Origin of the sequence: Streptomyces sp. NPDC058289 (assembly GCF_042880975.1) — a bacterium.
Taxonomy (GTDB): Bacteria; Actinomycetota; Actinomycetes; order Streptomycetales; family Streptomycetaceae; genus Streptomyces; species Streptomyces stoeckheimensis.
On the sequence record NZ_JBHVYI010000042.1, the window covers coordinates 35683 to 57198 of the forward strand.

Annotated in this window: 13 protein-coding genes and 1 pseudogene; 7 read left to right on the top strand and 7 right to left on the bottom strand. The window is 73.2% G+C overall.

Annotated elements, in window-relative coordinates; all coding sequences use genetic code 11:
• Window positions 1-288 precede the first annotated feature (288 nt).
• From ACFVX6_RS22040 to ACFVX6_RS22050, 3 genes are all read right to left on the bottom strand, one after another.
• Window positions 289-1749 carry a glutamate synthase subunit beta gene (locus ACFVX6_RS22040; RefSeq protein WP_389693902.1) on the bottom strand — a complete coding sequence of 487 codons (1461 nt, stop codon included), beginning with the start codon at window positions 1747-1749 and terminating at the stop codon, window positions 289-291.
• Window positions 1742-6292 (bottom strand): glutamate synthase large subunit, encoded by a 4551-nt coding sequence (gene gltB / locus ACFVX6_RS22045; RefSeq protein WP_389693946.1) that lies wholly within the window; start codon window positions 6290-6292, stop codon window positions 1742-1744. Before gltB ends, ACFVX6_RS22040 begins: the two co-directional genes overlap by 8 nt.
• Before the next feature lie 377 nt (window positions 6293-6669).
• Complete coding sequence (locus tag ACFVX6_RS22050; protein WP_389693904.1) at window positions 6670-7401, bottom strand: VIT1/CCC1 transporter family protein; 732 nt, start codon at window positions 7399-7401, stop codon at window positions 6670-6672.
• A 268-nt stretch (window positions 7402-7669) separates the two neighbouring features.
• Between ACFVX6_RS22050 and ACFVX6_RS22055 the strand changes: the two genes are divergently transcribed.
• From ACFVX6_RS22055 to ACFVX6_RS22085, 7 genes are all read left to right on the top strand, one after another.
• A complete protein-coding gene (locus tag ACFVX6_RS22055; RefSeq protein WP_389693906.1) occupies window positions 7670-8656 on the top strand; it encodes an ADP-ribosylglycohydrolase family protein in 987 nt (328 codons plus the stop codon).
• Between the two features lie 1379 nt (window positions 8657-10035).
• Window positions 10036-11220 carry an ADP-ribosylglycohydrolase family protein gene (locus ACFVX6_RS22060; RefSeq protein ID WP_389693948.1) on the top strand — a complete coding sequence of 395 codons (1185 nt, stop codon included), beginning with the start codon at window positions 10036-10038 and terminating at the stop codon, window positions 11218-11220.
• 5 nt (window positions 11221-11225) lie between these two features.
• Window positions 11226-12413, top strand: coding sequence for an ADP-ribosylglycohydrolase family protein (locus ACFVX6_RS22065; RefSeq protein ID WP_389693950.1), 1188 nt, complete (start codon window positions 11226-11228; stop codon window positions 12411-12413).
• Complete coding sequence (locus tag ACFVX6_RS22070) at window positions 12410-14080, top strand: ADP-ribosylglycohydrolase family protein (protein WP_389693908.1); 1671 nt, start codon at window positions 12410-12412, stop codon at window positions 14078-14080. The genes ACFVX6_RS22065 and ACFVX6_RS22070 overlap by 4 nt, the downstream gene beginning before the upstream one ends.
• Entirely contained in the window at window positions 14077-14982 is a 906-nt protein-coding gene (gene rbsK / locus ACFVX6_RS22075; protein WP_389693910.1) for a ribokinase, read from the top strand. Before ACFVX6_RS22070 ends, rbsK begins: the two co-directional genes overlap by 4 nt.
• 65 nt (window positions 14983-15047) lie before the next feature.
• Entirely contained in the window at window positions 15048-16223 is a 1176-nt protein-coding gene (locus ACFVX6_RS22080) for a CaiB/BaiF CoA transferase family protein (protein WP_389693952.1), read from the top strand.
• Entirely contained in the window at window positions 16220-17044 is an 825-nt protein-coding gene (locus ACFVX6_RS22085; protein ID WP_389693912.1) for an HpcH/HpaI aldolase/citrate lyase family protein, read from the top strand. The genes ACFVX6_RS22080 and ACFVX6_RS22085 overlap by 4 nt, the downstream gene beginning before the upstream one ends.
• Before the next feature lie 27 nt (window positions 17045-17071).
• On the opposite strand, the gene lgt is transcribed toward ACFVX6_RS22085, so the two are convergent.
• From lgt to trpB, 4 genes and pseudogenes are all read right to left on the bottom strand, one after another.
• Window positions 17072-18082 (bottom strand): prolipoprotein diacylglyceryl transferase, encoded by a 1011-nt coding sequence (gene lgt, locus ACFVX6_RS22090; protein ID WP_389693914.1) that lies wholly within the window; start codon window positions 18080-18082, stop codon window positions 17072-17074.
• Window positions 18083-18451: 369 nt separating this feature from the next.
• Window positions 18452-19237: pseudogene (locus ACFVX6_RS22095) on the bottom strand (DsbA family protein); the annotation flags it as partial.
• 140 nt (window positions 19238-19377) lie between these two features.
• The gene (trpA, locus tag ACFVX6_RS22100) at window positions 19378-20190 is read right to left on the bottom strand and encodes a tryptophan synthase subunit alpha (protein ID WP_382981203.1); all 813 of its coding nucleotides are present in this window, start codon (window positions 20188-20190) and stop codon (window positions 19378-19380) included.
• Window positions 20187-21443 carry a tryptophan synthase subunit beta gene (gene trpB / locus ACFVX6_RS22105; protein WP_389693917.1) on the bottom strand — a complete coding sequence of 419 codons (1257 nt, stop codon included), beginning with the start codon at window positions 21441-21443 and terminating at the stop codon, window positions 20187-20189. Before trpB ends, trpA begins: the two co-directional genes overlap by 4 nt.
• Window positions 21444-21516: the final 73 nt, after the last annotated feature.

The window sequence follows — 21516 nt, forward strand, 5'->3', positions numbered from 1 at the left end:
GTACTGCTGGGCCTCAAGACACCACCCGACGGCCGGAGGCCGGCCCAGCCGGGCGAAGCCCGGGAGGCCGACTGCGGCCGAGCGGTGCGAGCACGGCGTCCAGAAGGAGTCGTGGCGGGCGTTGTGTCGGAGTGCCGCACTTCGTTGTACGGACCGTATGAGGGGTCCCGGCCGGGGCCGGGGGTACTGCTGGGCCTCAAGACACCACCCGACGGCCGGAGGCCGGCCCAGCCGGGCGAAGCCCGGGAGGCCGACTGCGGCCGAGCGGTGCGAGCACGGCGTCGAGAATCAGACGGTGATCGAGCGGTCCGTCGGCTTGACCGGGTACGGGAGGGCGCTGGTGCCGGTCAGGAAGCGGTCCACGCCGCGGGCGGCCGAGCGGCCTTCCGCGATGGCCCAGACGATCAGCGACTGGCCGCGGCCGGCGTCGCCGGCGACGAAGACGCCGTCGACGTTGGTCGCGTAGGAGGCGTCGCGCTCGATGTTGCCGCGGGCGTCCATCCCCAGGCCGAACTGGGCCGTGAGGCCGTTCTCCTGGTCCGTGCCGGTGAAGCCCATCGCCAGGGTGACCAGCTGCGCGGGGAGGACGCGCTCGGTGCCGGGCTTCTGGACGAGCTTGCCGTCCTCGAAGGCGACCTCGACCAGGTGGAGGGCCTGGACGTTGCCGTCCTCGTCGCCCTCGAAGTGGGTGGTGGAGACGGAGTAGATCCGCTCGCCGCCCTCCTCGTGAGCAGAGGTGACCTTGTACAGCATGGGGAACGTCGGCCAGGGCTGGCCCGCGGGCCGGTCCTCGGACGGACGCGGCATGATCTCCAGCTGCGTGACCGAGGCCGCGCCCTGGCGGTGGGCGGTGCCCACGCAGTCCGCGCCGGTGTCGCCGCCGCCGATGACGACCACGTGCTTGCCCTCGGCCGTGATGGGGGGCGCCATGAAGTCGCCCTCCTGGACCTTGTTCGCGAGGGGCAGGTACTCCATCGCGAAGTGGATGCCCTTGAGGTCGCGGCCGGGGACCGGCAGGTCGCGGGAGACGGTCGCGCCCGCCGCGATGACCACCGCGTCGAACCGCTTGCGCAGGTCGGTGGCGGTGACGTCGCGGCCGACCTCGACGCCGGTACGGAACTTGGTGCCCTCCGCGCGCATCTGCTCGATGCGGCGGTTGATGTGCACCTTCTCCATCTTGAACTCGGGGATGCCGTAGCGCAGCAGCCCGCCGATGCGGTCGGCGCGCTCGTACACCACCACGGTGTGGCCGGCCCGGGTCAGCTGCTGGGCCGCGGCGAGACCCGCCGGGCCGGAGCCGATGACCGCGGCCGTCTTGCCCGACAGGCGCTCGGGCGCCTGCGGGGTGACGTCGCCGTTGTCCCACGCCTTGTCGATGATCGAGACTTCGACGTTCTTGATGGTGACGGCCGGCTGGTTGATGCCGAGCACGCAGGCGGACTCGCACGGCGCCGGGCACAGCCGCCCGGTGAACTCCGGGAAGTTGTTCGTCGCGTGCAGCCGCTCGGAGGCGGCGGTCCAGTCCTCGCGGTACGCGAAGTCGTTCCACTCGGGGATCAGGTTCCCGAGCGGGCAGCCGTTGTGGCAGAACGGGATGCCGCAGTCCATGCAGCGGCCGGCCTGCTTGCTGATGATCGGCAGCAGCGAGCCCGGAACGTAGACCTCGTTCCAGTCCCCCAGGCGCTCGGCCACAGGACGGGTGCAGGCGGTCTCGCGCGGGGTGGTGAGGAAGCCCTTCGGGTCAGCCATTGGTCGCCGCCTCCATCATCTTCTCCGTGGTCTCGGACTCGGAGAGTCCGGCGAGCTCAGCGGCGTCCTTGGCGGCGAGCACTGCCTTGTACGTGGTCGGGATGATCTTGCTGAAGCGGGCCGCCGAGGCGGTCCAGTCAGCCAGGAGCTTCGCGGCCACGGTCGAGCCGGTCTCCTCCTCGTGGCGGCGCACCACATCGTGCAGCCACTGGGAGTCGGTGTCGGAGAGGGCTTCGAGCGCGCCCGTGTTGCCGACGTTGACGTTGGCCGGGTCCAGGTCGATGACGTACGCGACGCCGCCCGACATGCCCGCCGCGAAGTTGCGGCCCGTCTCGCCGAGGACGACCGCCGTGCCGCCGGTCATGTACTCGCAGCCGTGGTCGCCCACGCCTTCCGAGACGACCAGGGCTCCGGAGTTGCGGACGCAGAAGCGCTCGCCGGTGCGGCCGCGCAGGAACAGCTCGCCGCCGGTGGCGCCGTAGCCGATCGTGTTGCCCGCGATGGTCGAGTACTCGGCCAGGTGGTCGGCGCCGCGGTCGGGACGGACCACGACGCGGCCACCGGAGAGGCCCTTGCCGACGTAGTCGTTGGCGTCGCCCTCGAGGCGCAGCGTCACACCGCGCGGGAGGAAGGCGCCGAAGGACTGGCCGGCGGAACCGGTGAAGGTCAGGTCGATGGTGTTGTCGGGCAGGCCCGCGCCACCGAACTTCTTCGTGACCTCGTGGCCGAGCATGGTGCCGACCGTGCGGTTGATGTTGCGGATCGCGACCTGGGCGCGGACCGGCTGTGCGGTCTCGGCCGAGTCGGCGTTCAGCGCGTCCGCGGCGAGGCGGATGAGCTCGTTGTCGAGCGCCTTCTCCAGGCCGTGGTCCTGCTCGATCAGGGCGTGGCGGACCGCGCCCTCGGGCAGCTCCGGCACGTAGAAGAGCGGCTCCAGGTCGAGACCCTGCGCCTTCCAGTGCGTGACGGCCTTGCTGGTGTCGAGGAGCTCGGCGTGGCCGACGGCCTCCTCGATCGTGCGGAAGCCCAGCTCGGCGAGGAGCTCGCGCACCTCTTCCGCGATGAACTCGAAGAAGTTGACGACGAACTCGGGCTTGCCGGAGAAGCGGTCGCGCAGGACCGGGTTCTGGGTGGCGATGCCGACCGGGCAGGTGTCCAGGTGGCAGACGCGCATCATGACGCAGCCCGAGACGACGAGCGGCGCGGTCGCGAAACCGAACTCCTCGGCGCCGAGCAGCGCGGCGATGATGACGTCGCGGCCGGTCTTGAGCTGGCCGTCCGTCTGGACCACGATGCGGTCGCGCAGCCCGTTGAGCAGCAGGGTCTGCTGGGTCTCGGCGAGGCCGAGCTCCCAGGGACCGCCCGCGTGCTTCAGCGAGGTGAGCGGGGAGGCACCCGTACCGCCGTCGTGGCCGGAGATGAGGACGACGTCCGCGTGGGCCTTGGAGACACCGGCCGCGACCGTACCCACGCCGACCTCGGAGACCAGCTTCACGTGGATGCGGGCGACCGGGTTGGCGTTCTTGAGGTCGTGGATCAGCTGAGCCAGGTCCTCGATGGAGTAGATGTCGTGGTGCGGCGGCGGGGAGATCAGACCGACGCCCGGGGTGGAGTGCCGGGTCTTGGCGACCCACGGGTAGACCTTGTGGCCGGGCAGCTGGCCGCCCTCGCCGGGCTTGGCACCCTGCGCCATCTTGATCTGGATGTCGTCCGCGTTGACCAGGTACTCGCTCGTGACACCGAAGCGGCCGGAGGCGACCTGCTTGATGGAGGAGCGGCGCGCCGGGTCGTACAGGCGGTCCGGGTCCTCGCCGCCCTCACCGGTGTTGGACTTGGCGCCCAACTGGTTCATGGCGATGGCGAGGGTCTCGTGCGCCTCCTTGGAGATGGAGCCGTACGACATGGCGCCGGTGGAGAAGCGCTTGACGATGTCGGCGACCGATTCGACCTCGTCGATGGAGATCGAGGGACGTGCCGCCGGACCATCCGTCTTGAAGCCGAAGAGCCCGCGGAGCGTCATCAGGCGCTCGGACTGCTCGTTCACCCGGTCCGTGTACTGCTTGAAGATGTCGTACCGGCGGTTGCGCGTGGCGTGCTGCAGACGGAAGACCGTGTCCGGGTCGAACAGGTGCGGCTCGCCCTCGCGGCGCCACTGGTACTCGCCGCCGATCTCCAGCGCGCGGTGCGTGGCCGCGATGCCGGAGGCCGGGTACGCCTTGGTGTGGCGCGCGGCCACCTCCTTGGCGATGACGTCCAGGCCGGCGCCGCCGATCTTGGTGGCGGTGCCCGCGAAGTACGCGGCGACGAACTCCTCGTTCAGGCCGACGGCCTCGAAGACCTGCGCGCCGCGGTAGGAGGCGACGGTGGAGATGCCCATCTTGGACATGACCTTCAGGACGCCCTTGCCGAGCGCGTAGATCAGGTTCTTGATGGCCTGCTCCGGCTCCAGGCCGGTCAGGAAGGTACCGGCGCGCAGGAGGTCCTCGACGGACTCCATGGCGAGGTACGGGTTGACCGCGGCCGCGCCGTAGCCGATGAGCAGCGCGACGTGGTGGACCTCGCGGACGTCGCCGGCCTCGATCAGCAGACCCACTTGGGTGCGCTGCTTGGTGGCGATGAGGTGGTGGTGCACCGCGGAGGTGAGCAGCAGCGACGGGATCGGCGCGTGCTCGGCGTCGGAGTGACGGTCCGAGAGGACGATCAGGTGCGCGCCGTTCTCGATGGCCGCGTCGACCTCGCCGCGGATCTCCTCGATGCGGGCGGCCAGCGCCGCGCCGCCGCCCGAGACCCGGTACAGGCCCGAGAGGGTGGCGGCCTTCATGCCCGGCATGTCGCCGTCGGCGTTGACGTGGATGAGCTTGGCCAGCTCGTCGTTGTCGATCACCGGGAACGGCAGCGTGACGCTGCGGCAGGACGCGGCGGTCGGCTCCAGCAGGTTGCCCTGCGGGCCGAGCGAGGACAGCAGCGAGGTGACGAGCTCCTCGCGGATGGCGTCCAGCGGCGGGTTGGTGACCTGCGCGAAGAGCTGGGTGAAGTAGTCGAAGAGCAGCCGGGGGCGCTCGGACAGGGCCGCGATCGGGGAGTCCGTGCCCATGGAGCCGAGCGGCTCGCCGGCGGTACGGGCCATCGGCGCGAGGATGACGCGGAGCTCTTCCTCGGTGTAGCCGAAGGTCTGCTGGCGGCGGGTGACCGAGGCGTGGGTGTGCACGATGTGCTCACGCTCGGGCAGGTCCGTCAGCTCGATCTCGCCCGTCTCCAGCCATTCGGCGTACGGGTGCTCGGCGGCCAGCGCGTCCTTGATCTCGTCGTCTTCGATGATCCGCTTCTGGGCGGTGTCGACGAGGAACATCTTGCCGGGCTGCAGGCGGCCCTTGCGGACGACCTTGGCCGGGTCGATGTCGAGGACGCCGACCTCGGAGGAGAGCACGACGAAGTCGTCGTCGGTGACCCAGTAGCGGCCGGGGCGCAGACCGTTGCGGTCGAGGACCGCGCCGACCTGGGTGCCGTCGGTGAAGGTGACGCAGGCGGGGCCGTCCCACGGCTCCATCTGCGTGGAGTGGTACTTGTAGAACGCGCGGCGGGCCGGCGACATGGAGGTGTGGTTCTCCCACGCCTCCGGGATCATCATCAGCACGCTGTGCGGGAGGGACCGGCCGCCGAGGTGGAGCAGCTCCAGGACCTCGTCGAAGGAGGCCGAGTCGGAGGCGTCCGGGGTGCAGATCGGGAAGATCCGCTCGAGGGCGCCCTCGCCGAAGAGGCCGGACGCCAGCTGGGACTCGCGGGCCCGCATCCAGTTCCGGTTGCCCTTGACCGTGTTGATCTCGCCGTTGTGCGCGACGAAGCGGTACGGGTGGGCCAGCGGCCACGACGGGAAGGTGTTCGTCGAGAACCGGGAGTGGACCAGCGCGATCGCGGAGGCGAAGCGGCGGTCGGAGAGGTCCGGGAAGAAGGGCTCCAGCTGGCCGGTGGTCAGCATGCCCTTGTAGACGATCGTGCGGGCGGAGAGCGACGGGAAGTAGACCCCGGCCTCGCGCTCGGCGCGCTTGCGCAGCACGAAGGCCTTGCGGTCCAGCTCGATGCCCGTGGTCCCGTTGCTGACGAACAGCTGCGAGAAGGCCGGCATGGTGGCGCGGGCGCCGTTGCCGAGCAGGTCCGGGGTGACCGGAACCTCGCGCCAGCCGAGAACCGTGAGGTTCTCCTCGGCGGCGATGGCCTCGATCTGCTCCACGGCGACGGCCTGTGCGGTGCCGTCGGCGGGGAGGAAGGCGATGCCGACGGCGTAAGCGCCGGCCTCGGGGAGGTCGAACCCGGCCACCTCGCGCAGGAACGCGTCCGGGACCTGGGAGAGGATGCCGGCGCCGTCGCCCGAGTCGGGCTCGGATCCGGTGGCGCCTCGGTGCTCGAGGTTCCGCAATACGGTCAGCGCCTGCTCGACCAGCGTGTGGCTGGCCTCGCCGGTGAGGTTGGCCACAAAGCCGACGCCACAGGCGTCGTGCTCGTTGCGCGGGTCGTACATGCCCTGCTGGGCGGGGCGACCGTCCATGGGCGACCAGGCGGTGTTGCTGAGGCCGGTCGCGGAGTGCGTGGATGCGGAACGCATCGGCTCTCCCGTCGTCGTCGTGGCATATGTGCATAGCCGAGGGACGACGTTGGCCCTCTGCGAAATTTCGTGCAGATTACATGATGACGACAATCCCGCGAAGCGGATATGTCATTCCAGCATGCGGACACTGCACGGAGCAGACAAGAGGGGACTTTCGCAGGTGTCCTGCCATCGGGACACGGGACGAAGGTCCCGGTACGGGGCGGGCCTCATTGCCCGGCGCCCAGGGGGTCTGTGCCCGGCGGACACGGAATCGAAACCGCCGAGTAACTGACTACTTATGTTGCCTACTGCATAGTGTCTCACTCCCTGCGCGGTCAGCCTACGGCTCCGCCGATCCAGGTTCCCAGGATGTACGTCACACCCGCGGCCGCGCCACCCAGGACGAGCTGGCGCAGCCCGCTGTACCACCAGGACCGGGCCGTGACCCGGGAGACCACCGCGCCGCAGGCGAAGAGACCCACCAGCGCCGCCAGCACCGCGGGCCACAGGACCGTCACACCGAGCAGATAGGGCAGCAGCGGGATCACCGCGCCGAGCGCGAAGGACCCGAAGGAGGACACGGCCGCGACCATCGGCGACGGCAGGTCGTCCGGGTCGATCCCGAGCTCCTCGCGGGCGTGGATCTCGAGCGCCTGCTCCGGGTCGCGGGACAGCTGCATGGCCACCTCGCGGGCCAGCGCCGGCTCGACGCCGCGCGAGACGTACAGCTCGGCCAGCTCTTCCATCTCGTCGATGGGGTGCTTGTGCAACTGCTGGCGCTCTATGTCCAGTTCCGCGAGCACGAGCTCGCGCTGCGAGGCGACCGAGGTGTACTCCCCCGCCGCCATGGAGAAGGCGCCGGCGGCGAGGCCGGCCAGGCCGGTGACCACGACGACGTGCGGGGCGACGGCGCCGCCGGCCACGCCGGTCATCAGCGCAAGGTTGGAGACGAGTCCGTCCATCGCACCGAAGACCGCCGGGCGCAGCCATCCGCCGTTGACGTCACGGTGGGTGTGGTTGTCGCGGTGGGCGGTGTGAAGCGGCGCTTCGATATCAATGATGGACATTCCGACTATCTCCCCTTTTGTACGAGTGGGTGCACAGAGCTGTGCCATGGACGACGCGCGGACACCCACTCCCCCTGAACACCTCGAAACTACGCACGATTTTTGCCCTCCGCCAGCAAGGAAGGCCGTACTTACCTGGGGTTTTGGGGATCGGCGACCGGGTGACGACGGCCCGCGGCGGGTGTTTCGCGACGAGCGACAAACCACATGCCATGGCACAAATCCCCCAAGGGCTCAATATGAGTCCCATCAAGTGGAGAGGCGCGCCATGGAGCTGATTGCATGCAATCCGCAGGTCCTCCTCGAACGGGCCCGGGGCGCTCTTCTCGGACTCGCGGTGGGTGACGCGCTGGGCGCCCCCGCGGAGAACATGAAGCCGTCGGAGATCCGGGCGAAGTGGGGCCGGATCGAGGGCTTCGTCTCGGACGACCCGGCGGGCACGGACGATACGGAGTACGCGATCTTCTCCGGCCTGCTGCTGGCCCGCCACGGATCGGCGCTGACGGTCGCCCACGTCGAACGGGCGTGGCACCACTGGATCGCGGACCTGGACGAAGGCCCGTTCCGCGGCGCGGGCTTCTCGGAACGCGGCACCCTCGAGAACCTCCGCCGGGGCCTGGCGGCCCCCATCTCCGCCCAGCACCGGCACGCCTGGTCGGACGGCCTGGCCATGCGGGCGGCCCCCTTCGGGGTCTTCGCGGCGGGCCGGCCCGCCGAAGCCGCCCGGCTGGTCGCCATCGACGGCTGCGTCAGCCACGACGGCGAGGGCATCTACGGCGGCCAGGCCGTCGCGGCCGGGGTCGCCGCGGCGATGGCCGGAGGCTCCGCGGCCTCCGTCGTCTCGGCGGCCCTCTCCGTCATCCCCTCGGACTCCTGGACGGCCCGCTCCCTGCGCCGGGCCGTGACGGCCGCCCCGCGCGGCGAGCGGGCGGTCCGCTCGGCGGTGGTCATCGGCGGCTACCCCTGGACGGACCTGGCCCCGGAGGCGGTCGGCCTGGCCTTCGGCGCGTTCGCCGCGTGCGGGGGCGACTTCGCCGCCTCCGTCCTCATGGCGGTCAACATGGGCCGCGACGCGGACACCACGGCGGCCGTGGCGGGCGCGCTCGCCGGAGCGATGTCCGGCGCCCCCGCCATCCCGGCCGCCTGGTCCTCGGCGATCGGCCCGGTCCGCGGAAGCTGCCTCCCCTCGATGCGCGGCTACCACGTCCTGGACATCGCGGACCTCCTCACCCCGGAAACCGAGACCCCCCGATGACCCTGACCCCCACCAACCCGTCCCCCTCCCCCACCACCCCGACCAACCCGCCCCTCCACCCGGACACCCCCCTGACGGCCCCGCCCCCGGAGGACACCCTCGCCTCCGAGCCGACCCCGGAGGACCACTCCCTACCCGGGCGGACCCGAGAAGGCGACGCCCGGGCCGAGCCGACCCCGGAGGACCGCACCCAGACGGGGCGGGCCCTGGAGGGCGACGCCCTGGACCGCCGAACCGAACGAAACGACACCCAGCCAGAACGGACCCCGGAAGGCGACACCCTTCCCGGGCCGACCCGGGAAGGCCACACCGGGACGGAACCAGGCCCGGAAAGCGATTCCCGGGACCGGCGAACCCGGCAGGACGACGCCCCGGCCGAGCAAACCCCAGAAGGCGGCGCCCTGGTTGATCGGACCCAGGAGGGCGACGCCAGGGCCGAGCAGACCCCGGAGGGCCACACCCTGACCGGGCAGGCCCGGAAGGGCAGCGCCCGGACCGGACCGGCTCCGGAAGGCGACGACCAGCACCGGCGAACCCGGCAGGACGACGCCCGCACAGAGCGGCACCCGCAGGGCGGCGCCCCCACCGGGGCAGCCCCGGGTACCGGGACGGAGTACGCCGCCGTACGGGGTGCGGCGGTCCCGGGGTGGGCGGGGATGCTGGGCGTGGCGGGGGTGCCGGATCCCGCAGGCGGCCCGGAGGTGCCCGGGGAGCCGGGCGGGCCCGTCGCCGCGGGCGGGCGGCCCGAGCCGGCTTGGGGCCGGGGCACGCCGGTGCCCGAGTTCCTTCGCGCCGCGACCGCGGTACGGGGCGACGCCGCCTCCGGGCCGGCCGGGGTGGCCGCTCCGGTGCGGGGGCCCGGGGGCCTGCCCCCGGTTTCGGGAAGGGGCGGGTACGGGGAGAGTCCCGCCCCGGAGCCGGACCCATCCGGACACGACGCCCCGCCGCACGCGCAGGCCCGTACCGCCGATGCGGTGCACGCCCCCGGCCACGCACCCCGGGGCGACACCCCGAGCACCCTCGACCGGGACACCCCGCCGACGCATGCCGCAATCGGGTCCTGGCAGCTCCGCACCACCCCGCCGGAAGCCCGGGCCATCCCCGGGCCCGACACCCCGGCAGACGCCACGCCCGGCCCACTCACCACCCCGCCGGGAACCTCCCGCACCGCCCCCGCGGAAACCACACCCGGGCCGCTCACCACCCAACGGGACGCGCAGCCCCGCATCGCCGAGGCCACCGCACAGGCGGCCCCCGGAGCCGCCCCCGCGGAAGCCACACCCGGGCCGCGCACCGCCCCACCGCACCCGGCCCCGGCCCCGGCCGGAATCGCCGCCCCGCGGGACGCGCAGCCCCGTACGGCCACCGCCGAGCCCCGCATCCAGGCGGCCCCCGAGGCCGCCCCCGCCGGGCCCCGCCGGATCGAGGGGCTGCTCCTCGGGCTCGCCGCGGGCGACGCCGCCGGGTGGCCCGCGGCCCGCCACCGGGCCAGCCGCATGCCCGAGTGGACCCGCCGCCTCACCCGCGAGCTCGACACCTTCGCGGAGCAGAACGCCACCACCACCCTCCCCGTCCCCATCGCCCTCAACCAGCCCCCGGAACCGCTCCGCCTCGGCCCCTCCGACGACGCCGAGTGGGCCGCCTTCGCCGCCGAGTCCGTCCTCACCGCCGCCGGCGTGCTGCTCAGCGACCTCTCCCGGTCCCGCCGCATGCGCGCCGCCATCGACCTCGCTTGGAACGCCCTGGCCAGCGAGGTCGCCGCGGCAGCAGAACGCGCGCCCGAGGTCGAGTCCGCCGTCCTCCCCCTCCGCGCCCGGATCTCCGTCCGCGCCGGCCTCGGCAACCTCGCCGCCGGCCTGCGCCCGCCCGCCACCGGCCACGACAACCCGCACTACTTCGACGACGCCGCCTGCATCCGGGCCTGCGTCCTCGCCGTCGTCCATCCCGGGGACCCCGACGCCGCCGCGGACCTCGCCGAGTTCGACGCCCGCTACACCCAGGACGGAGACGGGGTGCACGGCGCCCGCGCCATGGCCGCCGCCATCGCCACCGCCCTCGCGAGCACCGGAACCTGCACGGCCGCGGACACGGACGCCGCCGTCGACGCCGCCCTCGCACAGCTCCCGGAGTCCACCGAGATCGGCCGCAACGCCCGGCACGCGGTGAAACTCGCCCGCGCCGCGACGACCGGCGGAGCCTTCGCCATCGTCCCGCTCCTGGAGCACCAGATCGTCGACCACGTCTACAGCTACGGGATCGCCGCCGCGGAAACCGTCCCCGTGGCCCTCGCCCTCGCCACCGCCGCCCGCGGCCGGGTCTGCGAGGCGGTCCCGGCCGCCGCCTGCCTGTCGCGCGTCGCGGACTCCGCCCCCGCCCTCGCCGGTGCGCTGACCGGCGCCCTCGGCGGCGGCGACTCGCTCCCCGCCGCCTGGCGTGAAGCGTGCCGCACCCTCTCCGGCTGCGCCCTCCCCCGCCTGGCGGGCACCGACCTCGTCGAACTGGCCGCGCTGCTCACCCGTACGGAACTCACCTCGCCCAAGCCCCAAGGAAAGCCCCGGACATGACGACCATGACCCCCGTGGACCCGACCCCCCACGCCACCTCGAGCACCACCTCCCCCACCCTGGACGACCGGATCACCGGCGCCCTCGTCGGCGCGGCCGTCGGCGACGCGCTCGGCGGCCCGGTGGAGGGCTGGACCCCGGAACAGATCGTGGAGCGGCACGGCGGCCGGGTGCACGGCATCGTCGGCCCGTGGCACGAGGACTGGCGTACGGCGCGCCCGATCGCCCCGTACCACAAGGGCGACGGCCACGTCACCGACGACACCCTGATGACGCACGCGCTGGTTCGGGTCTACGAGGCCGTACGGGACCACCTGGACGCGTACGCGATCGCCGAGCACCTGGTCCCGGACCTGATGACGACCCCCCGCTGGATCCCGGAACTGGAGGCGGAAGCCCTTCCCCTCCAGCGGATCTTCCTCGCCGAGAAGTGGATCGTGACCCGGCTGCACTACGCGCACGCGGACCCGCGGGAGGCGGGCTACGGCAACATCGTCAACTGCGGCGCGGCGATGTACATGGCGCCGGTCGGTCTCGTCAACGCGGGCAATCCGGCCGGGGCGTACGCGGAGGCGCTGGACGTCACGGGCGCGCACCAGTCCTCGTACGGGCGGGAGGCGGCGGGCGTGTTCGCGGCGGCGGTGGCGGCGGCCTGCGTGCCGGGTGCGACGGCGGCCTCGGTGGTCGAGACCGCCCTCTCCCTGGCCAAGGACGGCACCCGCGAGGCCATCGCGGCGGTCTGCGAAGTGGCCGCCGGTCACCGGGATTTCGAGTCGGCGCTGGCCCCCCTCCGGGCGGCGGTCGCCCCGTACGACTCGGTCGGCCCGGACTACCGCACGCCGTCCCTGGGCGCCCGGCGCCCCTCGCGCCTGCACTCCATCGAGGAACTGCCGGTGGCGCTGGGCATGTTGCTCGTCGCCGACGGCTGCTACGAGACCTCCGTGCTCGGCGCGGTCAACTACGGCCGCGACTGCGACTCCATCGCCACCATGGCCGGTGCGATCGCGGGCGCCCTGTCGGGCGGGGCGGCGGTCCCGCCCGCCTGGGCGGACCGGGTCGCGGAGGCCAGCCGCCTGGACCTGCACGCACCGGCGTCGGCCCTGGCCACGGTCACCCGCGAGGTCTTCGCCCGCGACCAAGCCCGCCGCCGCACCCACGAAGCCGCCTTCGCCGCCCTGACGGCCCCCCGATGACCCCCACCTCCCCGGCCCCGCCGCCCACCTCCCCGACCCGGGCCACGCGCCCGGCCGCTCCCTCACCCCCGCCCCTGCCCGGCACGGAGTCCCGCGCCCCTTCCGGGGCCGGGGCCGGGCCGGGAGCCGGAGCCGGCGCCGTCCGGCTGACCTGGGTCCAGCCCGAGGACCTGGTCGGCCACGAGTTCCGGCAGGCGGCCGAGGACGGCCGTGGGGAGGCCGCGGAGCCGTTGCTGCGCGTCTGGCTCGCGGCGGGCGGCCACCTCGCCCCGGCGCGGGCGGGCGCCTCCCCCGCCCCGGCCCCGCCGGAGCTCCGCGCCCTGGCCACCGACCTCCTGACGGCCCTCGCGGCCCTGCCACACCCCACCCCCGACACGGAAGCGGACCCGCCGCCCTGGGCAGCCCCCCGCGCGGGCGCATCCGCGGACCGGGGGTCCGGGGGCCTGCCCCCGGTTTCGGGAAGGGGCGGAGTGGGGGAACTCTCCCCCACCGAAGCCGAAGCCGAAGCCGGAGCCGGTTCCGGCCCAGGGGCCGGGGCGCAGGCCAGGGCAGAGGCCGGAGCCGGATCCGGAGGCGTCAACGCCGCCACCCCCGACCCCGCCCTGCGCCGCAGGCTGGAGGCCGCCTGGCTCGGTCGTGCCGTGGGGTGCGTGCTCGGCAAGCCCGTGGAGAAGTTGCCCCTGCACGGGATCCGGGCCCTGGCCCGGGCCGCCGGGAACTGGCCGCTCGGCAACTGGTTCACCGAACGCGGCGTACCACCGGAGGTCCTCGCCGCCCACCCCTGGAACCGCCGGTCCGCCCCCACCTCCCTCGCCGAGAACATCGACGGCGCCCCCGAGGACGACGACCTCAACTACCCCCTCCTCGGCCTGCTCCTCCTCCAGCGCCACGGCAAGGGCTTCACCACCGCCGACGTCGGCCGGCTCTGGCTCGACGAGCTCCCGGCCGGCCGTACGTTCACGGCCGAGCGCGTCGCGTACCGCAACCTCCTGCAGGGGCTGGAGCCCCCCGCCACCGCCACCCACCACAACCCGTTCCGCGAATGGATCGGCGCCCTGATCCGCGCCGACGTCCACGGCTGGACCAACCCGGGCGCCCCGGCCGCCGCCGCGGCCCAGGCGCACCGGGACGCCGCCCTCACCCACACCGGCAACGGCGCCCACGCCGCCGCGTTCGTGGCCGCCGCCACCGCCGCCGCGGCCACCGGCCGGGCCGACGTGCACACCGCGCTGCGGGCCGGCCTGGCCGTCGTACCACCGCCTTCCCGCCTCGCCGAGGCCGTCCGCTTCGGGATCCGGGCGGCCTTGGACGCACGCGGCACCGACACCGACTTCGATACCGTCGTGGACCTGCTCCACGCCCGCTACGGCCACTACCACTGGGTCCACGCCGTCCCCAACACCGCGGTGATCGCCGCCGCCCTCACCCACGCCGACGGGGACTTCACCCACTCCGTCTGCCGCGCCGTGTCCGGCGGCTGGGACACCGATTCCAACGGCGCCACCGCCGGGGCCCTCGCCGGACTGGTCACCGGCTCCCCCGACGGGATCCCGCACCGCTGGACGGCCCCGCTGAAGAACCGCCTCGCCACCACCGTCCCCGGCTTCGACGGCATCGGCTTCGACACCCTCGCCCATCTCACCGCACAGGAGGCAGCACGCTCATGACGGCCATCGCCGTGCTCGGCAGTACCAACATGGACCTCGTCGCCTACGTCGCCAAGGCCCCCCGCCTCGGGGAGACCGTCACCGGCCGCGCCTTCCGCACCGTCCCCGGCGGAAAGGGCGCCAACCAGGCCGTCGCCGCCGCCCGTTCGGGCGCGGAGGTGGTGATGATCGGGGCGGTCGGGGCCGACGAGTTCGGTGTACGGCTGCGTTCCGCGCTCACCGGTGCCGGGGTCGAGACGGCGGCCCTGCGCACCGTCGAGGGCGCCAGCGGCACCGCGCACATCACCGTGGACGACGAGGGGGGCAACAGCATCATCGTCATCCCCGGCGCCAACGCCCTGGTCACCTCCCTGGAACCGGGCGACGCCGCCCGCATCGGCGCCGCCGACTCCCTGCTCCTCCAGCTCGAACTGCCCCTGGAGGCCGTGTTCGCCGGCGCCCTCGCCGCCCGCGCCCACGGCGTACGGACCATCCTCACCCCGGCCCCCGCCCAACCGCTGCCGGCCGAACTCCTCGCCGCCACCGACCTGTTGGTGCCCAACGAGCACGAGGCCGCCACGCTCACCGGGCTCACCGACGTCCACCTGGCCGCGGCGGCCCTGCTCCAGGACGTGCCGGAGGTCGTCGTCACCCTCGGCGCCGCCGGGGTCCTGTACGCGGCCCGCGACCGCGAGCCGCTGACCGTGCCCGCGCCGCGCGTACGGGCCGTGGACACCACCGCCGCCGGAGACACCTTCGTCGGCGCGCTCGCCGTGGCCCTGGGCGAGGGCCGGCCGATGCCCGAGGCCCTGCACTGGGCCTCGGCGGCCGCCGCCCTGTCCGTACAGCGCCCCGGCGCCCAGGACTCGATGCCGAGCCGCTCCCAGACCGACGCCTTCGCCCGCTCCGGAGCCGCCTCGTGACCCCCACCGACCAGGACACCACCGCCGCCACCACCACCGGGACCGGCGCCGGCGCCGACCCGCCCCTGCGGGGACTCCGCGTCCTCGACCTCGCCACCCTCTTCGCCGGTCCCCTCGCCGCCACCCTCCTCGGTGACTTCGGCGCCGAGGTGGTCAAGGTCGAGCACCCGACCCGCCCCGACCCCTCCCGCGGCCACGGCCCCGCCAAGGACGGCATCGGCCTCTGGTGGAAGCTGCTCGGCCGCAACAAGCGGACGATGACCCTCGATCTGTCCGCTCCCGGCGGCCGGGACACCCTGCTGCGCCTGGTCGCCACCGCCGACGTGGTGATCGAGAACTTCCGCCCGGGAACCCTGGAGCGCTGGGGTCTGGGCTGGCCCGAACTGTCCGCGGCGAACCCGCGGCTGATCCTGACCCGCGTGACGGCCTTCGGCCAGGAGGGCCCGTACGCCCACCGCCCCGGCTTCGGCACCCTCGCGGAGGCGATGAGCGGCTTCGCGGCGATCACCGGGGAGCCGGAAGGGCCGCCGACCCTGCCGCCCTTCGGGCTCGCGGACTCGATCGCCGCGCTGACCACCGCGTACGCCGTGATGGCGGCGCTCGCCGGACGCGACCGCACCGGGCACGGGCAGGTGGTGGACCTGGCGATCATCGAGCCGATCCTGACCGTCCTCGGGCCGCACCCGCTCTGGTACGACCAGCTCGGCTACGTCCAGCCGCGCACGGGAAACCGTTCCACGAACAACGCGCCCCGCAACACGTACCGCAGTCTGGACGGCCGCTGGCTGGCGGTCTCCACCTCAGCCCAGTCCATCGCCGAGCGCGTGATGCGGCTCGTGGGCCGGCCGGAGCTGATCTCCGAGCCCTGGTTCGCGTCGGGATCCGGCCGGGCCGGTCACGCGGACGTGCTCGACGATGCGGTCGGCGGCTGGATCGCCCGCCACAAGGCGGACGAGGTGATGGCCGCCTTCGAGGAGGCCGAGGCCGCGGTCGCGCTGGTCTACGACGTACGGGACGTCATGGCCGATCCGCAGTACGCGGCCCTGGACACGATCACCGAGGTCGAGGATCCGGAGCTGGGCCCGATCCGCATGCAGAACGTCCTCTTCCGGCTCTCGGAAACCCCGGGTTCCATCCGCTGGGCGGGCCGCCCGCACGGCGCGGACACCGATGCCGTCCTCACCGAACTCGGCCTCTCCCGGGCCGAGATCACCGCTCTCCGCACGGAGGGGGCCCTGTGATCCTGACCTGGCTCTACGTACCCGGCGACCGCCCCGAGGTGGTGTCCAAGGCCCTGCACGCCGGGGCCGACGCCGTCATCGTGGACCTTGAGGACGCGGTGTCGGCCTCCCGCAAGGAGTACGCCCGCAGGGCCACTGCCGAGCTGCTCGGCGACGTGCCGCATCCGGTGCCGGTCCACGTCCGTGTCAACGCCCTGGACTCCCCCTGGGGCGGCGCCGACCTCAGTGCCCTCGGCGGGCTCCACGGCCTCGCCGGGCTGCGCCTGCCCAAGATCTGCTCGCCGGAGCAGATCGTCGCCACCGCCGACCGCGCCCCGGGGGTGGCCCTGTACGCCCTGCTGGAGTCGGCGATCGGTGTGGAACGGGCCTACGAGATCGCCCGCGCGCACCCCGCCCTGCGCGGCCTGTCCCTGGGCGAGGCCGACCTGCGGGCCGACCTGGGCGTCACGGCGGAATCGGGCCTGGACTGGCCGCGCTCCCGGGTGGTGGTCGCGGCCCGCGCGGCCGGGCTCGCACCGCCGGCCCAGTCGGTGTTCCCCGACATCCGGAACCTGGAGGCGCTGGCGGACTCCTGCGCCCGGGGCCGTGCCCTCGGGTTCCTGGGCCGTGCGGCGATCCATCCGCGCCAGCTCCCGGTGATCGAGCGGGCCTACCTGCCCGGCCCGGCGGAGGTCAGCGCCGCCGAGGAGATCGTGGCCGCGGCCCGCCGCACCCCGGGCGCGGTGGCCCTCCCCGACGGCCGCTTCGTCGACCCGGCGATGCTGGCGGGCGCGGAACGGGTCGTGGCCCTGTCCCGCCGGGACGCACCGGTCCTCTCCTGACCCCTCCCGTTTAGACCGGAACCCCGGTCAGAGCTTCTTGGCCCCGGGGACCTCTGCCTTGTCCTTGTCTCCGGCCTCGGCCTCGCCGCCGGCGGCCTCCGCCTCGGCGTCCTTCGGCTCGGCGTCGGCCTCTGCCTCGGCAGCGCCCTTGGCTTCGGCGTCCTCGGCTTCGGCGTCCTCGGCCGGGGTGTCCCCGTCCTTGGCGCCGGCCACGGCGTCAGCGCCGGTGTCGGGTTCGACGATCTCCTCGCGGCCCGGCCGCAGCTTCGCCGACAGCACCAGGTACACCACGGCGAGCACGAAGACGACGATCGAGGTCCAGACGTTGAGCCGCAGGCCGAGGATGTGGTGGGCCTCGTCGACCCGCATGTACTCGATCCAGCCGCGCCCCACGCAGTACGCGGCGACGTACAGCGCGAACGCCCGGCCGTGTCCGAGCGTGAAGCGGCGGTCGGCCCAGATCACGAGCAGGGCGACACCGACGCACCAGAGGGACTCGTAGAGGAAGGTCGGGTGGTAGGTCCCGGCGACCCGGTTCGGGCCGTCGGTGATCTCCACCGCCCACGGCAGATCGGTGGCACGGCCGTACAGCTCCTGGTTGAACCAGTTGCCCCAGCGTCCGCAGGCCTGGGCCAGCGCGATGCCGGGGGCCAGGGCGTCGGCCCAGGCCGGCAGCGGGATGCCGCGCCGGCGACAGCCGATCCAGGCACCGACCGCGCCCAGCGCGATCGCGCCCCAGATGCCGAGGCCGCCCTCCCAGATCTTGAAGGCGTCGACCCAGTTCCGGCCTTCGCCGAAGTAGAGCTGGTAGTCGGTGATCACGTGGTAGAGGCGACCGCCGACCAGGCCGAACGGCACGGCCCACACGGCAATGTCCGCGACCGTGCCCGGCTTACCGCCGCGCGCGACCCAGCGCTTGTTGCCGAGCCAGACGGCGACGAAGACGCCGATGATGATGCAGAACGCGTAGCCGCGCAGCGGGATCGGTCCGAGATGGAGCACGCCCGTCGACGGACTGGGAATGAAGGCAAGGTTCATGGCAAGACCCGACGCTACCTTGCCGGACGGTGGTGACCGCAACCCGCCCGGCAAGCTGCTGCCGAATCGAGACGGCCCTCAGTGGTCCATGGGCATCCCGGCGTGCTCCGGGGAGGCGTCCGCGGAGCCCGAACCGCCCGTGGCCGACCGCCCCGCCGAGCGTGCCGACGACGCCGAGGAGGAGGCCGAGGGCGTGGCCGAACGGCCGGAGGAGGCCTTCCCCGAACCCGACGCGGACGCCGAGGCCGAGGCGGACGGCGACCCGGACGCAGACTTGGCCCCAGACCCAGACCCAGACCCAGACCCGGACGACGCCGACGCCGACGCCGACGCCGACGCCGACGGGGAGGCCTTCGCGGCGCCGGGGCCGCCCTTGCCGGCCGCCTCCACCTTCTCCTTCAGCTTCTGCGGGGTCAGCGGGTTGGCCTGATCCCCGAAGATGTCCTTGCCGTCGAGCAGCACGGTCGGGGTCCCGCGGAACTTGCCCGCGCGGAAGGCGTCCTGCGACTTGTTCACCCAGCTGTCGTGCGCACCGTCCTCGACGCAGGTGCGGAACGCGGGGGTGTCCAGGCCGTCGACCTTCCCGGCCAGCTCCAGCAGCTTGGCGTTCTTGCCGTAGGCGTCGTTGGTCTCCTCGGGCTGGTTGTCGAAGAGCACGTCGTGGTACGGGGCGAACTTCCCGGCGTCCTGTGCGCAGGCGGCCGCGTTGGCGCTCCTGAGCGAGCCGGTGCCGCCCATGTTCCCGTCGATGAGGGTGGCGAGGTGGTACTCGACCTTGAGGAGGCCCTTGGCCTCCAGCTCGTGGACGGTGTCCCGGTAGTTGGTCTCGAAGGCCTTGCAGGCCGGGCAGCGGAAGTCCTCCCACACGGTCAGCGTGGAGGGGGCCTCGTCCTTGCCGGTCTGGATGGCGAGGGCGTCCTTGCCCGTGGCCCCGGACGGGGCGACCAGCGGGCCGCCCTTGGCGGAGGATCCGCCCTTGCCGGTGTTCGCCGCGATCAGGCCGACGACGGCCGCCAGCCCGAGTACGCCGACCACCGCCGCCGACACGACGAGGGTCCGCCGGCGCTTGTCCCTCGCCTTCTGCTTCTCGCGCTCCGCCTGGAGTCGCTCGCGGGCCGATCGTTTCGTCGCATCGCGGTTCGCACCGTCGTTCATGTCGCTCACGTTCGGCCAAACGAAGCAGGGAGGCACTCTCGTGCCTCCCTGCCCCTACTTCCACCCGATCGGGCTACAGAACCCGCTCAGGGGTCCGTCTGCGCTATCGAACGCGCCGCCCGTCGGCTCCGGCGTGCGCCTCAGCTCCGGCGTACGCCTTCGGCGAGCTCGCCCGCCAGCGCCTGCACCGCGGCCAGCCCGGCGGGCAGGTCCGGCGCGTCCAGCAGCAGCTTCACGAAGGCGGAGCCGACGATCACACCGTCGGCGAAGCCCGCGACCTCCTTGGCCTGGGCGGCGTTGGAGACGCCCAGTCCCACGCAGACCGGCAGGTCGCTGGTGGCGCGGGTACGGCGGACCAGGTCGGCCGCCTGGTTGCCGACCGACTCGCGGGTGCCGGTGACGCCCATCAGCGAAGCGGCGTAGACGAAGCCGGAACCGGCCGCCGTGATGGTGGCGAGGCGCTCGTCCTTGCTGCTGGGAGCCACGACGAAGACGGTCGCCAGACCGTGCTTGGCCGCGTGCTCGCGCCACAGCGCGGACTCCTGGACCGGCAGGTCGGGCAGGATGCAGCCCGCGCCGCCCGCCTCGGCGAGCTCGGCGGTGAACCGCTCGACGCCGTAGCGGTCGATGGGGTTCCAGTACGTCATGACCAGGATCGGGGCACCGGTCGCCTCGTACGCCTCGCGGACCGTCCGCAGCGTGTCGGCGATCTTGACGCCGCCGCGCAGGGCGATGTCGTCGGCGGTCTGGATGATGGCGCCGTCCAGGACCGGGTCGCTGTGCGGGAGGCCGATCTCGACCACGTCCGCGCCGCCGGCGATGACGGCCTTGACGGCCTCGATGGCACCGTCCACGGTCGGGAAGCCGGCCGGGAGGTAGGCGACCAGGGCCGCACGGTCCTCGGACTTCGCCTTCGCGAGGGTCGCCGACAGGAGTTCGATGGTGCCGCTCACTTGGTCTCCCCCTCGGAGGCATCGGTGTCGTACAGGTCGAAGTACCGGGCGGCGGTGTCCATGTCCTTGTCGCCGCGGCCGGACAGGTTGACGACGAGCAGGCCGTCCTTGCCGAGCTCCTTGCCCAGGTCCAGGGCGCCGGCGAGGGCGTGCGCGGACTCGATGGCCGGGATGATGCCCTCGGTGCGGGAGAGGAGGCGCAGGGCCTGCATCGCCTGGTCGTCGGTGACCGCCCGGTACTCGGCGCGGCCCGCGTCCTTGAGGTAGGAGTGCTCGGGGCCGATGCCCGGGTAGTCCAGACCGGCCGAGATGGAGTACGGCTCGGTGATCTGGCCCTCCTCGTCCTGGAGGACGTAGGAGCGCGATCCGTGCAGGATGCCCGGCTCGCCCGCGGTCAGGGTCGCCGCGTGCTCACCGGTTTCCACGCCGTGCCCGGCGGGCTCGAAGCCGACCAGGCGGACGTCGGCGTCCGGGATGAAGGCGTGGAACAGGCCGATGGCGTTCGATCCGCCGCCCACACAGGCCGCGACGGCGTCGGGCAGGCGTCCGGCGCGCTCCAGGATCTGGCGGCGGGCCTCGACGCCGATGACCCGGTGGAAGTCGCGGACCATGGCGGGGAACGGGTGCGGGCCCGCGACGGTGCCGAAGAGGTAGTGGGTGCGGTCCACGTTGGCGACCCAGTCGCGGAACGCCTCGTTGATGGCGTCCTTCAGCGTCCGGGAGCCGGACTTCACCGCGATGACCTCGGCGCCCAGCATCCGCATCCGGGCCACGTTCAGGGCCTGGCGCTGGGTGTCGATCTCACCCATGTAGATCGTGCACTCGAGGCCGAACAGGGCGCACGCGGTGGCGGTGGCCACGCCGTGCTGGCCGGCGCCGGTCTCGGCGATGACGCGGGTCTTGCCCATGCGCTTGGTGAGCAGCGCCTGGCCCAGCACATTGTTGATCTTGTGCGAGCCGGTGTGGTTCAGGTCCTCGCGCTTGAGGAAGATCCGCGCCCCGCCCGCGTGCTCGGCGAACCGCGGCACCTCGGTCAGGGAGCTGGGACGGCCGGTGTAGTTGACCATCAGGTCGTTGAGCTCGGCCGCGAAGGCCGGGTCGCCCTTGGCCTTCTCGTACTCGACGGCGACCTCGTCCACGGCGGCGACGAGCGCCTCCGGGATGAACTTGCCGCCGAAGTCGCCGAAGTAGCCCTCGGCGTTCGGGATGTGACCCTCGGGGTCCGGGATGAAGAAACTGCTGGCGCTGGACATGCCCAGGTACTCCTACGGATGCGACGCGGATGTCTTCACCGTATTGCGCCGTCCGCCCGCGACGCGCACACCC